This is a genomic window from Romboutsia sp., from assembly GCF_035470145.1.
Taxonomy (GTDB): Bacteria; Bacillota; Clostridia; order Peptostreptococcales; family Peptostreptococcaceae; genus Romboutsia_D.
On the sequence record NZ_DATIRC010000311.1, the window covers coordinates 29,783 to 45,156 of the forward strand.

Below are 15,374 nucleotides of genomic sequence, written 5' to 3' on the forward strand. Positions count from 1 at the left end.
AGGAGAATTAAAATGGCATTAAGAGAAATAGTTCAAATAGGAGAACCAGTATTAAGAAAGAAATCAAAGAAAGTAGAAAAAATTGATGATAAGATAATACAATTATTAGATGATATGGCAGATACAATGTATCATGCAGATGGTGTAGGTCTTGCAGCACCTCAAGTTGGAATATTAAAAAGAGTTGTAGTTATAGATATAGGAGATGGAATAATAGAGCTTATAAACCCTGAAATAATAGAAACATCTGGAGAACAAATAGATGACGAAGGATGTTTAAGTGTTATAGGAGAAGCTGGAGCAGTAAAAAGACCTTACAGAGTAAAAGTAAGAGCATATAATAGAAAAGGGCAATTATTTGAAATAGAGGGAGAAGAACTTTTAGCTAGAGCGTTCTGCCATGAAATAGACCATTTAGAAGGAGTATTATTTGTAGATAAAATAGAGAAGTAGTAGGAGTTGATCAAATGAAAATAGTATTTATGGGAACTCCAGAAATTGCAACTGGATGTTTACAAAAAATAATAGATGAAAAATATGAAGTAATAGGCGTTGTAACTCAGCCTGATAAACCTCAAAATAGAGGGAAAAAATTAGGAATGCCACCTGTAAAAGAACTTGCTTTAAAATATAATATACCAATATATCAACCAGTAAAGGCTAGAGAAGAAAGTTTTGTTGAAACATTAAAAGAGCTTAATCCAGATGTAATAGTAGTTGTAGCATTTGGTCAAATACTTCCAAAATCAATACTTGATATACCTAAATTAGGATGTATAAATGTTCATGTTTCATTATTACCAAAGTATAGAGGAGCAGCTCCAATAAACTGGGTTATAATAAATGGAGAAAGTAAAACTGGTGTAACTACTATGTATATGGATGAAGGTCTAGATACTGGAGATATGATATTAAAGACTGAATTTGATCTTGATGATGAAATAACAGCTGGAGAGCTTCATGATAAAATGATGGTATTAGGAGCTCAAACTTTAAAGGAAACTTTAGATTTGATAGAAAAAGGATGCGCACCTAGAGAAAAACAAAATCATGATGAATTTAGTTATGCACCAATGATGAATAAAGCTTTAGGAAACATAGATTGGAATAAAACCGCAAAAGAAATACACAATCTTGTAAGAGGAGTAAATCCTTGGCCAAGTGCTTATACAACATATGATGATAAAACTATGAAAGTATGGAAGACAAAGATATTAAGTGAAACTAGTGATAAAACTTGTGGAACAATACTTAAAGTAGATAAAGAAGGTATGAGAGTGAGTACTAAAGACAATGTTCTTTTAATAGAAGAATTACAAATGCCAGGCAAGAAAAGAGTGTTAGTATCAGAATATATAAAAGGAAACAGTATAGAATCTGGCAAAGTACTGGGTTAGGTGAAATATATGATAGATACAAAAAAATATATGGAAACTATAGGTATGCTTTTGGTAATGCTTTTAGTTGGAGGAGCAGCTATTAATATTTTTATATCTAGCTTAACTCATATATTTGCTATATTCATAGATATTATAGTGGTTATTATATCGATATCAATAATATTTTCAATAGTGATTACTAATAATGTAATTAAGGATAAAGAAGTTAACACTTTAGGCATGAAACTAAATTTTAAAATAGTTAGTATCTTATTTCCTACAATAACTTTTGTAGCAGAATTAATTGGAATATCAAAAAATGAAATAAGAAAAGTATATGTAAAGTTAAATAATGAAAATATATATAGCAATAAATATAGTATTAAACCAGAAGAAATACTTATACTTATACCACATTGTGTTCAAAAGAATAGCTGTAAATTAAAAGTGACTACTAATATAGAAACATGTGCTAAATGTGGTTTATGTAATATAGGTGATTTAGTTAAGCTAAAAGAAAAAATAAATGTAAATATTTTTGTAGCTACAGGAGGTACCTTAGCTAGAAAGATTATAATAGATAATAAACCTAAGGCGGTCATAGCAGTTGCTTGTGAAAGAGATTTAACAGCAGGAGTTCAAGATGTTAAAAAGATACCAGTTTTAGGAGTATTTAATAAAAGACCTAATGGACCTTGTGTAGATACAAGTATAGACGTATTTGAAGTAGAAGAAGCAATAAACTTCTTTATGTCAAATAAAAATAGAAATTATAGATAATAAAAATACTTTACTAAAATGATGATTAATCAGTTAATATAGTTCAGTGTAGAATAAATATTTACTCAATTATTTGTAATATCTATAGAGTCAAAGGTTAAAGAAGTTAATTTAGATAGGAGTGTGTTTTACATGATGTATCCTGGTTATTATGGATTTGATCCTACACTTATAATACTGCTGCCTGCAATATTATTTACAATGTATGCTCAATTTAAAGTTACATCTACCACAAGTAGATACTTAAGAGTAAATACACGTAGAGGATATAGTGGAGAACAAGTAGCTAGAAGGATATTAGATTCGAATGGTTTATATAATGTATCAATAGAAATGGTTAGAGGTCGTTTAAGTGACCATTATGACCCTAGAAGCAACGTCGTTAGATTATCACAAGATATTTATTACGGAACATCTATAACATCTATTGCAGTAGCGGCACATGAATGTGGTCATGCAATTCAACATGCTAAAGGATATGTACCTCTTAATTTAAGAAGTTCTTTAGTTCCTGTAGTAAACATTGCATCAAATGCATCATGGTTTTTAATAGCAATAGGGTTTATGACGAGAGGACCATTTTTAGAACTTGGTATACTATTATTTTCAGCATCAGTATTGTTTCAAATAATAACATTACCAGTAGAATTTAATGCATCAAATAGAGCAGTAGTTCAACTTGCTAACTTAGGAATTGTTGAGGGGAAAGAAGCTAAGCAAAGTAGAAGAGTACTTACAGCAGCAGCATTAACATATGTAGCAGCAGCTCTTGCATCAGTACTACAATTACTAAGGCTATTAGCAATAGCAAATAGAGATAATGATTAAAGGAGATTGTCCTAGTATTTCTAGGGCTTTTTCTGTTTAAAAGACAAGGAGAAAAATAATGAAAGCAAGAGAAATAGCATTTAAAGTACTTTGTGATATAGAAGATAATAATAACTATTCTAATATAGCAATAAACAAACATTTTAAAAATTTAGAAATAACTAATCAAGATAGAGGTCTTGCTACAGAATTAATATATGGTGTAGTAGAAAATAAGTATTATTTAGACTATATTATAGATAAACTTTCAAAGATAAAGACGCAAAAATTATCAACTTATGTTAAAATATTGCTAAGGATGGGAATTTATCAAATTGCATTTTTAGATAGTATTTCAGAATATGCAGCAGTTAATGAAACTGTAAATTTAGTTAAAAAATATGATAAAAGATCATCGGGGTTTGTAAATGCGATACTTAGAAATGTAATAAGAAACAAGGAAGATGTATTAGATATAAATATAGATAGTAAAATAATGTACTTATCTACAAAATATTCCTATAGCCCTTGGATGATAAAAGATTGGATTAAGAACTTTGGAGAAGAGTTTACAGAAGATTTATTAGAAGCGAATAATGAAAAACCGAGCATTTATTTAAGAACTAATACATTAAAAATAACTAGAGATGAACTGATTAATAAATTAGAGCAAGGCGGTATAAAATCGTTTAAGGTTCCTACTGTAGAAGAAGCTATAAGAGTTGAGAACTTAAAAAATATAGAAAACAACGATTTATTTAAAGAAGGATTATTTACTATACAAGATATAAGTTCTATGATAGTAGGGAAAGTAATAAGTCCTAAGGAAAAATCTTTAGTACTAGATGTATGTAGTGCTCCAGGAGGAAAAAGTACTCACTTGGCAACACTTATGAATAACACAGGAAAAGTAGTAGCTAGAGATGTTTTTGAACATAAGTTAAAACTTATAAATTCTACAGTAAGCAGATTAGGCCTTACAAATGTAGAAGTAGAAAGTTTTGATGCATCAGAGATTGATAATAATAGTATTGATAAATTTGATTATGTATTAGCTGATGTTCCTTGTTCTGGTTTGGGCATAATAAGAAGAAAGCCAGAAATAAAGTATAAGGCTAAAGCAGAGCTTAAAGATTTACCATCAATACAATCTAAAATATTATATAATGCATCAAAGTACGTTAAAGTTGGAGGAATATTAGTATACAGTACTTGTACTATCCAAGACGTGGAAAATATTAGTGTAATAAATGATTTTCTTAAAGAAAATGATAATTTTGAATTAGTACCAATTGATGAAATAAATGTAGATTTGGATAATCAAGACAAAGGATATTTAAAGATATATCCAAATATTCATGGTATGGATGGTTTCTTTATATCAAAATTAAGAAGAGTAAGGTAGTGATAATATGAATCAGAATAAAGTAGCATTAAAAAACTTTACAGAAGAAGAAATGAAAGAGTTTATGAAAACCATAGATGAAAAACCTTTTAGAGGAAGTCAAGTTTTTTCATGGATTTACAAAGGAGCAAAAAGCTTTGATGATATGAATAACATTCCAAAGAGTTTAAGAGATAAACTTGAAAAAGTCTGTTATATAGGTAATATTGAAACTGAATTAAAGTTAGAATCTAAGGTTGATAAAACAAAAAAATATTTATTCTTACTAAATGATGGAAATATAATAGAAACTGTAATGATGGATTATGAAGATAGAGTCACAGTTTGCATATCAAATCAAGTTGGTTGTAGAATGGGATGTAAATTTTGTGCATCCACTATAGATGGATTATTAAGAAACTTAGAACCCTGGGAGATATTAGATCAAATATTAAAGATTCAAGAAGATACAGGTAAAAGAGTATCAAATATAGTTTTAATGGGAAGTGGAGAACCATTAGATAACTTTGAAAATACTAAGCAGTTTTTAAAAATAGTAAATGATAAAAATGGATTAAATATAGGGTATAGACATATAACATTATCTACTTGTGGTATAGCACCTAAAATGAGGGAATTAGCTAATTTAGAATTACCAATAAATTTAGCTTTATCACTTCATTCTCCATATGATGAAAAAAGAAAAGAAATTATGCCAATAGCTAATGCATATTCAATAGAAGATATATTAAATGCATGTAGATACTATATCAGAAAAACTAATAGAAGAGTAACTTTTGAATATTCTTTAATAAAAGGCGTTAATGATTCAGAAAAAGAAGCGCAGCAACTGATTAAATTGTTAAAAGGAATATTGTGCCATGTTAATTTGATTCCTGTAAATAATGTAGAAGAAAGAGATTTTAAAAGACCAGATAAATCTCATATTTACAAGTTTAGAGATATATTAGAAAAAAATAATATACCAGCTACGGTTAGAATATCTATGGGTTCTGATATTGGAGGAGCTTGTGGACAATTAAGAAGAAAACATAAGTAGCTTTAAGGGGGAAGTCGTATGATTTATAGTTGTGCCTCCGATATAGGAAAAGTTAGAAAAAATAATGAAGACTATTGTAAGGGGGAAATTATAGATACAGATTTTGGATCTATAGGAATATTTGCTTTAGCTGATGGAATGGGTGGACATAAAAAGGGAGAAGTTGCAAGTAAATTAGCTGTGGAAAATATTATATGCTTTTTAAAAGAGAATTTATTGCAAAGTAGCAATATAAAAATAGATTACGTGGATGACATAATTAAGCAAGCTTATAATGATGTGAATAGTATTATTTATGAAAAATCAATTAATGATAGTGAATGTGAAGGAATGGGAACTACATTGACAACAGCTATATTATATAAGGAGAATTTATATGTAGCGAATGTTGGAGATAGTAGGTGTTATTTACTAAGTAAAAACAAATTTTCTAGACTTACAATAGATCACTCTGTAGTGGAAGAACTTGTTAGAGCTAATGTTATTACAGAGGAAGAAGCAAAAAAACATCCAAGAAGAAATCATATAACTAGAGCAATGGGTACAGATGAAATAGTTATAGTAGATATATTTAAGCATAAGATTGATAGAGGGGATAGGATTCTTCTAGCAAGTGATGGATTAACCGGTTTTGTTGAAGATAGCATTATAAAAGAAATAATAACTGAGGATGAACCTATTATAGAGTTAACTCAAGAATTAATAAATATAGCTAATGATATAGCTGGAAAAGATAATATCTCAGTTATACTAATAGAGGATAAATAGGATGGTGATAAAGTGGGAGATGCTGTTTTAGGAAATAGATATGAAATTATCAGAAAAATTGGTGATGGAGGAATGGCTTTTGTATATGAAGCCAAAGATAGGTTATTAAATAGGACTGTAGCAGTCAAAGTTCTTAGGCCTGAGTTTGTAGATGATGAAGAATTTTTAGGTAAATTCAAGAGAGAAGCAGAAGCGGTAGCAAGTCTTTCTAATCCTAACATAGTAAATGTATACGATGTAGGAGAAGATGGAAAAGTTCACTATATAGTTATGGAGTTTATAGATGGACAAAACTTAAAAGAAATAATAAAAAATGAAGGAACTTTAGATGAGTATACAGCTCTTGATATAACAAAGCAGATAGCTATGGCTCTTAGTGCAGCCCATAAAAAGGGAATTGTACATAGAGATATAAAACCACATAATATACTTATATCTAATGAAGGAAGAATAGTTAAAGTTGCAGATTTTGGTATAGCTAAAGCTGTATCAAATTCAACTATGACTAATATAGGGAGTATAATAGGTTCTGTACATTATTTTTCGCCAGAACAAGCAAAAGGGAAATTTGTAACAAATAATGCGGACCTTTATTCTCTAGGAATAGTTTTATATGAAATGTTAATAGGTAAGGTACCTTTTAGAGGTGATAGTCCTATATCTATAGCACTTCAACATATAAATGATGATATAGAATTTACACCTGAAGAGAAGGTAAGTATACCTCAAAGTGTAAGGACTATAATAAAAAAGTTAACTGAAAAATCAAGTATTAATAGATATCAAAGTGCAGAAGAGTTAATAGAAGATATAGAATATATAGAGAAAAATATAGATCTAGATTTTATAAAAGAGTATGACAATTATGCAACGCAGAAAATAGATGAAAAACAATTAAATAAATCTATAAAAAAAGCTCCTATTATTACTAACATAGAGCAAGATTATGAAGATGAAGATGAAAACCCTAAAACAAAAACAAATTATAGAAAGAAAGATAAGAAAAAACAAGGAAAAGAAGATAGCCCTATCGTAAAGAAACTATTAATAATAGCGGCAATTATATTAATAATGGTACTTAGTGCCGAAGTATATTTAGTATCTAAGTTTGGGAATAGTGGGAATAAAGAAGATATAGTATCCGTGAGTACGCCAAATGTTCAAAATCTTTATTTAGATGATGCACAAAGAGAACTTGAAAGACTAGGATTAAAAATAATTATAAGAGAAGAGTTTAATTCAAATGTAGAAAAAAATTATGTAATATCTCAGACTCCAGTAGCAGGAACTGAAGTTAAAGAAGGAGACACTATAACTTTAGTTTTAAGTAAAGGTGCAAAAGAAGCAGAGGTACCTAATATAGTTGGTATTACATTAGGTGAGGCAGAAAATATATTAAAAGAAAATAAATTAGAATTAGGAACTATAACTTATGAATTTAGCGATTCTTTTAAAAAGGATGTTGTATTAAGACAAAATCCTAAATCTGGTACAGGAAGTATTGAAGAAGGAGATAGGATAAACGTGGTGGTAAGTAAAGGTGCAGAAGCTGCACCACCTCATCGGCAAGAAGAAGATAAAGAAGAAAATGAAAATCTAGTTCCTAACCCTACGCCAGATCCTGGAGGAGATGATAGTTCTGGAGGAAATGTAGATACAGGTTCAGGAGATGGTACTATCACCCCTCCAACAGAAGGAGATACTACTAAACCTCCAACAGGAGAAGATACTACTAAACCCCCAATAACAACTCCATAAGTTTAAAAATAATATAAAAGTCCAATTTAATCAGTTGGACTTTTTTACATATGAGTGTATAGTTGTCAATAAAAGAGAAATTAATTTTTTCTATAATAAAAATAAATTACGATTAATTATAAACTTATTATGATATTATATAAAAATAGGATACAATATTTATATTATTAAAAATTAGAGGAGGCAGTAAATGTTAAATGGACAAATTATAAAAGGAATAGGGGGATTTTACTACGTAGATACAGAAAATGGACTTTATGAGTGTAGAGCTAGAGGAATATTTAGGAAACAAAAAATAACACCTCTAGTTGGAGATAGAGTTAGTATAAGTGTAGTTGATGAAGTAACTAAAAAGGGTGTTGTTGAAGAGATTGAGAAGAGGGATACAGAGCTTGTGAGACCTCCTATAGCAAATGTAGATAAAGCGCTTATAGTATTTGCTATAAAGAATCCTAAGCCTAATTTATCTCTATTAGATAGATTTATAGTACTAGCAGAAAAAGAAAATTTAGAAATAGTTATAGTACTTACTAAAGCAGATTTAGATGCTGATAATATATTAGATGAGTTGAAAAATATATATGAGCTTAGTGGATATAAAGTGATTCCAGTGAGTAATAAAACAAAATTAAATATAGATAAAATAAAAGAAGAGCTAAGAGGGAATATAGTAGTATTTGCTGGACCATCAGGAGTAGGAAAATCAAGTTTATTAAATGAAATAGATAAAAATTTTAAGCTACAAACTGGCGAAGTAAGTGATAAAATAAAAAGGGGTAAACACACTACTCGCCATGCAGAACTTTTAAAGTTAGAGTGCGGAGGTTTAGTAGCAGACACGCCAGGATTTAGTTCATTAACACTTGATGATATAGGAGAAACTGAACTTAAAGAATACTTTATAGAATTTGATGAGTTTGATAATTGCAGATTTGGGTCAAGATGTGTACATGAAAACGAACCTAGTTGTGCTGTGAAGGAAGCTGTAGAAAATGGAGAAGTATCAAAACAAAGATATGAAAGTTATATACAGCTATTAAATGAAATAAAACAAGGGAAAAGGAGATATTAAAATGATTAAATTAGCACCATCGATACTATCAGCAGATTTTGCAAGATTATTAGAGGATGTAAAGAAAGTAGAAAATGCAGGATGTGAATATTTACACATAGACGTAATGGATGGACACTTTGTTCCTAATATAACGCTAGGACCTGCAATTGTAAAGTCTTTAAGAAAAAATGTAAATATGGTATTTGATGCACATCTTATGATAGAAAATCCAGATCAATATATAAAGGATTTTGTAGATGCAGGATGTGATTTAATAGTAGTTCACCAAGAAGCTTGCAGGCACTTACACAGAACTATACAAAATATAAAATCTCATGGAATAAAGGCAGGAGTAGCATTAAATCCTGCTACACCTATAGAAAGTATAAAGAATGTATTACATGATGTAGATATGGTACTTATAATGACTGTAAATCCAGGCTTTGGAGGTCAATCATTTATAGAAAGTATGATACCTAAAATAGAAGAGTTAAAAGGAATTATAGAAAAACGAAATCTTAATGTAGATATACAAGTTGATGGTGGTATAAAACCAGAAAATGTAGATAAAGTTGTTAAAGCAGGTGCAAATATAATAGTTGCAGGATCAGCAATATTTAATAGTAATGACATACAAGAAGCAGTAGATTTATTTAGAAAGAATTCTTCTTTATAGGAAAAAAACATGAAGGTTTGTATTATATTAAATGGACAAATAACTGAGCATAAAGTTATAAGAGAAGCCTTAATAAGACAAGAATATGATTATATAATATGTGCAGATGGAGGAGCGAATCATGCATATAAAATGGATATTGTTCCAGATTACATAATTGGCGATTTAGATTCTGTGCAGTTTGATATAATTAATTATTATAAAAATTGTGGAGTAAGATTTGAAGAATTCCCAAGTAAGAAAAATGAGACAGATACAGAATTGTGTATTTACTTAGCAGATAAGTTAAATGCTAAAGAAATTCATTTTATAGGATCATTAGGAGGTAGAATTGATCATACTATTGCCAATGTTAATTTGCTTTACTATGTAAGAAAAATGGATATAGTTCCTAAAATTATATCTGAAAAAGAGCAAATATATATAGCTATAAATGAAGAAAAAATAATACATGGAAATAAAGGGGATACAATTTCTATTATACCTATAAATGGAGATGCAAAAGGGGTAACACTTACAAATTTAGAATATCCTTTAAATAATTATGATATGAAATTTTATTTACCTTTAGGTATATCTAATGTTATGTTAAGTAAAGAATGTAAAGTAAGAGTAGATGATGGCAGTCTACTTATAATAAGGAATATTTAAAAGATGGCTATTAGCCATCTTTTTATTTTTAAAATACCTGAACTGTATAAAGAAAAGAAAATTTATATTGAAATATATAATGTCATTAAAATATAAAAAGGAAAATGATAGTATTAGTCATATAAGTATAAAAGGAGAGTTTGATTAAGGAGGTATTTTATGAGTAGAAAAATTGCTGTTATATACAAATCTAAATATGGAAGTACTAAACGTTATGCTGGATGGATAGCACTTAGATTAGATGCTGATTTGTATGAGGTGAGTGATATAAGACCAAAAGACTTAGATGACTACGACATAATAATATATGGAGGAGGTTTATATATTGGAAATATAAATGGCCTAAAATTTCTAACTAAGAATTATGGTAGAATTAAAAATAAAAAAATAATAGTATTTACAGTAGGTATGGAATCTGATAGTAATGATTTAAATAATAGAATTGTAAATAAAAATTTTGATAAAGAGATAATAAAAAATATAACAGTATTTAATTTTAGAGGAGCATTTGATTATAGACAACTAAATTTAATTGACAAGTTATTAATGAAAGGATTAAAAAATAATATTTCTAAAAAAAATATTAGAGATTTAACTAAAGATGATAAGATAATAGTAGAGGGATTCGAACGATTAATAGATTTATGTGATAAAAAAGCTATTGATATATTAGTAGAGAATGTGTAATATACAAAAAAGATGTATCTATAATGCATCTTTTTTTTGTAGTTTTAATAGATAAGTTTTAGTAACTGATTTCTTGTAGATCGTCTGAACCGAAATTAGTTAAATGACTTAATTAATATAAACGAAACTAATTTTTAATAAAAAGAGTAGGACAGGTCTAAATATATCTTATTTTGCATAAATTTAAAGTATAGAAAGTAACGAGTAGAATAATAAAAGCACACAGGGAGGTGTTTTTAATGAGAAACAATTCTAAAGGACTATTAGGTATTTTATGCCTAGCAACAGGTAGTGCTGTGATTTTATCTATGATACTGCCTAGTTGGATATGGACAGCACTTACAGCATTAGTTCTTATTGGATGTGGGGTATTATTTTTCTTATATTAATTAAATTTAGTAGAAATAAATGATTGATTTAAATTTTAATAAGTAAGGAATTTTTTTAGTTATACAAAAATATATTATAAGATAAAAGTTAAAAATAAAGTTATAGGGGGAATATATTATGAAGATGATAACAATAAAACTACCAAAATGGCTTTCTAATATAGTTTTACGTTTTATGAAAAAGTAGTAGAGATAAATAAAAAAATATAAAAACAAAAGCCTACTTAAAAAGTAGGCTTTTAAAAAAGCGATTAAGCTCTTTCTATTTTACCAGAACGTAAACATCTAGTACAAACTTTTACTCTCTTAGGAGTACCATCTATTATAGCTCTAACGCTTCTTAAGTTCGCTGACCACGTTCTTCTGCTGTGTCTATTTGAGTGTGATACTTGGTTTCCAGAAACCTTACCTTTACCACATACGCTACATATCTTTGCCATTTACGTACACCTCCTTAAAATGATAACTAATTTAAAGACTAAAAACATATTTATATTAACATAAATATTAAAAACGTGCAATAGAAATATATATTTGCTTTACACATATTGAAGAATATCTTGTTATCATATAAAATTATATATATAATTTTGTATAAAGTAAATATTAAAAAAAGAAATTATAATAGTTTCTTTTTTCAAACCATCCAAATTTTACAAAATATTTACTAAAATAAATTAGGTAGGTTTAAATTATACCATATTTATAGTATTATAGGATATATAAATTTATATAATAAAATAAATTCTAGTTTTAAGACTTTAAAAGATGATTTTGTTGAAATGATATTTTCAAGGTAGATTATCTATAAAAGGATAATCTATAATTTATCAGCATTATAAAAAGTAGAAAGTTTTAACCTTTTTTGAGCAAAATAAAAATAATAAAAATATGAACTTGAGGGGGTCAACCATGAGTGCGAAAGTAAATAATCAATATGGAAGTATAGAGATAGATAAACAAGTTATATCACAAATAGCATATAGAGCTGCTATGGAAAGTTACGGATTAGTAGGGTTAGCATATAAATCTAAGGGTATAGTAGAATTACTAAAAGGTGAGAATGCGTTTAAAGGTGTTTTAGTAGAAGAACTTGAAGATAACACTATAGCTATAGAGTTATACGTTATATTACAGTATGGAACAAATATATCTACAGTTGCAAATAATATAATTGATAGAGTAAAATATACGGTTGAGAATATAACAACTATAAAGGTAAGTAAGATAGATATTAATGTACAAGGCATTAGAGTTAAGTAATTAGGAGGAAAGAAATGATTCAGTATATAGATGGAAAACAATTAAGGGAGATGTTTGTATCAGGTGCAAATAATCTTCAAAATCATAAAGATTTAGTTGATAAGCTAAATGTATTCCCAGTTCCAGATGGAGATACAGGCACAAATATGTCGCTTACTATATCTTATGCGATGAAAGAATTATCTAAAGTACAAGATAACAGTATAACAGAGATAGGAAAATCATTATCAAAAGGATCTTTAATGGGAGCAAGAGGAAACTCAGGCGTTATATTATCGCAAATAATAAGAGGGTTTGCGAAGTCTATAGAAGGTAAAGAAAAGATATCTACAGAAGACTTAGCTAAAGCTCTTAAAAATGGCTCTGATACAGCTTATAAGGCAGTTATAAAGCCAATAGAAGGTACAATACTTACAGTTGTTAGAGAAAGTGGAGAATATGCTACACTTTCTTACAAGAAAGAAAATGACATAGTTAAATTCTTAGAAATGGTAATAAAAGAAGCTAACGAATCTTTAAATAGAACTCCACAACTTTTAAAAGCATTAAAAGAAGCGGGAGTAGTCGATTCAGGAGGAAAAGGTCTAGTTTTGATTTATGAAGGAATGTATGCGGCATTAAAAGGTAATCCTATTCAAATAAAGCACTCTAGCTCAGTTGATGTATCTAATGTAGACGTATTAACTAACCAAATAAATACAGATGATATAAAATTCAGTTACTGTACAGAATTTATATTAGAGAGCAAGACTATAGATGATACTCAAATAAGGAATATGATGATGAAGTATGGAGATAGTTTAGCTGTGGTAGGAGATGAGGGTGTAATAAAAGTACATGTTCATACTAATGATCCAGGTCTAGTATTACAAGATGCTTTAAAATATGGACAATTAGCAACTATAAAGATAGAAAACATGAAAGTTCAACATGAAAATTTAGTAATAGAAGCTAAAGATGAAGCTGCTTCTTCAGTTGAGGAAAAAGAATTTGGATTTATAGCAACTTCTATGGGTGATGGGCTTGCACGAATATTTAAAGATTTTGGAGTTGATCACATAATAGAAGGTGGTCAAACTATGAATCCAAGTACAGAAGATTTCATGAAAGCTATAGAAACTATCAATGCTAAAAATATATTTATATTCCCTAATAACAGTAATATAATAATGGCTGCAAATCAAGCAAAAGAATTAAGTGAAAAGAATATAATTGTTATACCTACAAAGAATACTCCACAAGGATTTACTGCATTAGTAAACTTTAATGGAGATGCAACTATAGAAGAAAATGAAAAAGCTATGATGAGTTCTTTAGGATTAGTAAAATCAGGTCAAGTAACTTTTGCTGTTAGAGATACAGTTATGAATGACATTGAAGTTAATGAAGGTAATATAATAGGAATAGCAGAGGGACAATTATTAGGCGCAGGAGATTGTATTGATGAAATAACTTCAAACCTTGTTGAAAAATTAGTAGATGAAGATAGCGCAATAATAACTTTATTCTATGGAGAAGATGTGAGTGAAGATGATGCAAACAAACTTCGTGATCAACTAGAAGAAAAGTTTGAAGATATAGACGTAGAATTATACTATGGCGGTCAGCCTCTTTATTATTACTTAATTTCAGTTGAATAATATACTTATAATTAAGGGTTGATAGCCTAGTTTTATTTAGGATAGATTATAGATCTAAGTATTAAACTTAAGCAAATTTTTAAAAGTCCTGTATAATATTACTACTTTTTAGGGGTAATTATACAGGACTTTTATTTAATAGGTGATAAAAATGATAGATTTAAAAAAGGACATACAGTATATAAAAGGTATAGGTCCTAAAAGGGCTGAAAAACTTAATAAGTTAGATATATTTACATTAAAAGATTTGCTATATTATTTTCCCAGACAATTTGAAGATAGGAATAACTTAAAAAAAATAATACAATTAGAAAATGATGAAAAAATTACTATAAAAGTTATAATAGTAGGAGTAAGCACATCTACACCAAGAAAAGGTATGAATATAACTAAGGTAGATGTAAGAGATGAAACGGGATACGCAAGATTGGTGTTTTTTAATCAAGCATATGTAAAAAATACATTTAAATGTGGCGAGACGATACTAGTTTTTGGTAAGGTAAAAAAAGAATCTAAGAATATAGAGCTAACTTCTTGTGAAATTGAACACCTTACCAATGCACCTAAAAATACTTGTAAAGTTATGCCGATATATCCTCTAACATATGGAGTAACCAATAAAGAAATTATAAGTATAATAAAGACAGTGCTTAATGACAAAACATTAAAAATAAAAGAGTATCTTCCGCAAAGAATTATAGAAAAATATAAACTATGCAGTATTGATTATGCTATAAGAAATATTCATGCTCCAAGTAGCAAGGAAGCTTTAAAAATTGCTTTATATAGAATTGTATTTGAAGAATTTTTAATACTACAATTAGGTTTATTTATGTTTAAAAATGGAGTAAGCGAAGTAGAAGGTATAAAGTTTAAAGAAAATAAGAAACTAAATGATATATTAAAGTCTTTACCATTCAAACTAACAGGAGCTCAAGATAGAGCATTAAATGAAATTATTAAGGATATGGAATCTGAAAAAGCTATGAATCGTTTAGTACAGGGAGACGTTGGGTCTGGTAAAACTGTTGTAGCTCTTTTAGCACTTGCAGATTGTGTTTTAAATGGTTATCAGGGT

The 15,374-nt window shown here is 28.5% G+C and carries 17 protein-coding genes; 16 read left to right on the forward strand and 1 reads right to left on the reverse strand.

Annotated elements, in window-relative coordinates; genetic code table 11:
• Positions 1 to 12 precede the first annotated feature (12 nt).
• The 13 genes from def to VLM92_RS12785 all read left to right on the forward strand — a co-directional run bounded on the left by def (position 13) and on the right by VLM92_RS12785 (position 11,393).
• Positions 13 to 453: a peptide deformylase gene (def, locus tag VLM92_RS12725; protein ID WP_325276709.1), complete on the forward strand. Its 441-nt coding sequence runs from the start codon at positions 13 to 15 to the stop codon at positions 451 to 453.
• A 14-nt stretch (positions 454 to 467) separates the two neighbouring features.
• Positions 468 to 1,397, forward strand: a complete 930-nt coding sequence (fmt, locus tag VLM92_RS12730; protein ID WP_325276710.1) for a methionyl-tRNA formyltransferase — start codon at positions 468 to 470, stop codon at positions 1,395 to 1,397.
• A 9-nt stretch (positions 1,398 to 1,406) separates the two neighbouring features.
• Complete coding sequence (locus VLM92_RS12735; RefSeq protein ID WP_325276711.1) at positions 1,407 to 2,159, forward strand: DUF116 domain-containing protein; 753 nt, start codon at positions 1,407 to 1,409, stop codon at positions 2,157 to 2,159.
• 135 nt (positions 2,160 to 2,294) lie between these two features.
• The gene (locus VLM92_RS12740; RefSeq protein ID WP_325276724.1) at positions 2,295 to 2,987 is read left to right on the forward strand and encodes a zinc metallopeptidase; all 693 of its coding nucleotides are present in this window, start codon (positions 2,295 to 2,297) and stop codon (positions 2,985 to 2,987) included.
• A 58-nt stretch (positions 2,988 to 3,045) separates the two neighbouring features.
• Positions 3,046 to 4,371 carry a 16S rRNA (cytosine(967)-C(5))-methyltransferase RsmB gene (gene rsmB, locus VLM92_RS12745; RefSeq protein ID WP_325276712.1) on the forward strand — a complete coding sequence of 442 codons (1,326 nt, stop codon included), beginning with the start codon at positions 3,046 to 3,048 and terminating at the stop codon, positions 4,369 to 4,371.
• A gap of 7 nt (positions 4,372 to 4,378) precedes the next feature.
• On the forward strand, positions 4,379 to 5,410 hold the full coding sequence (gene rlmN / locus VLM92_RS12750; protein ID WP_325276713.1) for a 23S rRNA (adenine(2503)-C(2))-methyltransferase RlmN: 1,032 nt from the start codon (positions 4,379 to 4,381) through the stop codon (positions 5,408 to 5,410).
• An 18-nt stretch (positions 5,411 to 5,428) separates the two neighbouring features.
• Positions 5,429 to 6,178, forward strand: coding sequence for a Stp1/IreP family PP2C-type Ser/Thr phosphatase (locus tag VLM92_RS12755; protein ID WP_325276714.1), 750 nt, complete (start codon positions 5,429 to 5,431; stop codon positions 6,176 to 6,178).
• A gap of 12 nt (positions 6,179 to 6,190) precedes the next feature.
• Positions 6,191 to 7,936 (forward strand): Stk1 family PASTA domain-containing Ser/Thr kinase, encoded by a 1,746-nt coding sequence (gene pknB, locus VLM92_RS12760; protein ID WP_325276715.1) that lies wholly within the window; start codon positions 6,191 to 6,193, stop codon positions 7,934 to 7,936.
• A 190-nt stretch (positions 7,937 to 8,126) separates the two neighbouring features.
• Positions 8,127 to 9,008, forward strand: coding sequence for a ribosome small subunit-dependent GTPase A (gene rsgA, locus VLM92_RS12765; RefSeq protein ID WP_325276716.1), 882 nt, complete (start codon positions 8,127 to 8,129; stop codon positions 9,006 to 9,008).
• 1 nt (position 9,009) lies between these two features.
• On the forward strand, positions 9,010 to 9,666 hold the full coding sequence (rpe, locus tag VLM92_RS12770) for a ribulose-phosphate 3-epimerase (protein WP_325276717.1): 657 nt from the start codon (positions 9,010 to 9,012) through the stop codon (positions 9,664 to 9,666).
• Between the two features lie 9 nt (positions 9,667 to 9,675).
• Positions 9,676 to 10,317 carry a thiamine diphosphokinase gene (locus VLM92_RS12775; RefSeq protein WP_325276718.1) on the forward strand — a complete coding sequence of 214 codons (642 nt, stop codon included), beginning with the start codon at positions 9,676 to 9,678 and terminating at the stop codon, positions 10,315 to 10,317.
• A 159-nt stretch (positions 10,318 to 10,476) separates the two neighbouring features.
• Positions 10,477 to 11,004 carry a flavodoxin domain-containing protein gene (locus VLM92_RS12780; protein WP_325276719.1) on the forward strand — a complete coding sequence of 176 codons (528 nt, stop codon included), beginning with the start codon at positions 10,477 to 10,479 and terminating at the stop codon, positions 11,002 to 11,004.
• A 239-nt stretch (positions 11,005 to 11,243) separates the two neighbouring features.
• Positions 11,244 to 11,393: a 2-oxoglutarate translocator gene (locus VLM92_RS12785; protein ID WP_325276720.1), complete on the forward strand. Its 150-nt coding sequence runs from the start codon at positions 11,244 to 11,246 to the stop codon at positions 11,391 to 11,393.
• A 251-nt stretch (positions 11,394 to 11,644) separates the two neighbouring features.
• On the opposite strand, the gene rpmB is transcribed toward VLM92_RS12785, so the two are convergent.
• Positions 11,645 to 11,833, reverse strand: coding sequence for a 50S ribosomal protein L28 (gene rpmB, locus VLM92_RS12790; RefSeq protein WP_026900413.1), 189 nt, complete (start codon positions 11,831 to 11,833; stop codon positions 11,645 to 11,647).
• A 472-nt stretch (positions 11,834 to 12,305) separates the two neighbouring features.
• Between rpmB and VLM92_RS12795 the strand changes: the two genes are divergently transcribed.
• The 3 genes from VLM92_RS12795 to VLM92_RS12805 form a co-directional block, all read left to right on the forward strand.
• Positions 12,306 to 12,656, forward strand: coding sequence for an Asp23/Gls24 family envelope stress response protein (locus VLM92_RS12795; protein WP_325276721.1), 351 nt, complete (start codon positions 12,306 to 12,308; stop codon positions 12,654 to 12,656).
• Positions 12,657 to 12,670: 14 nt separating this feature from the next.
• Positions 12,671 to 14,296 (forward strand): DAK2 domain-containing protein, encoded by a 1,626-nt coding sequence (locus VLM92_RS12800; RefSeq protein ID WP_325276722.1) that lies wholly within the window; start codon positions 12,671 to 12,673, stop codon positions 14,294 to 14,296.
• Positions 14,297 to 14,447: 151 nt separating this feature from the next.
• On the forward strand, positions 14,448 to 15,374 hold a 927-nt coding region (locus tag VLM92_RS12805), incomplete at its 3' end, for an OB-fold nucleic acid binding domain-containing protein (protein WP_325276723.1).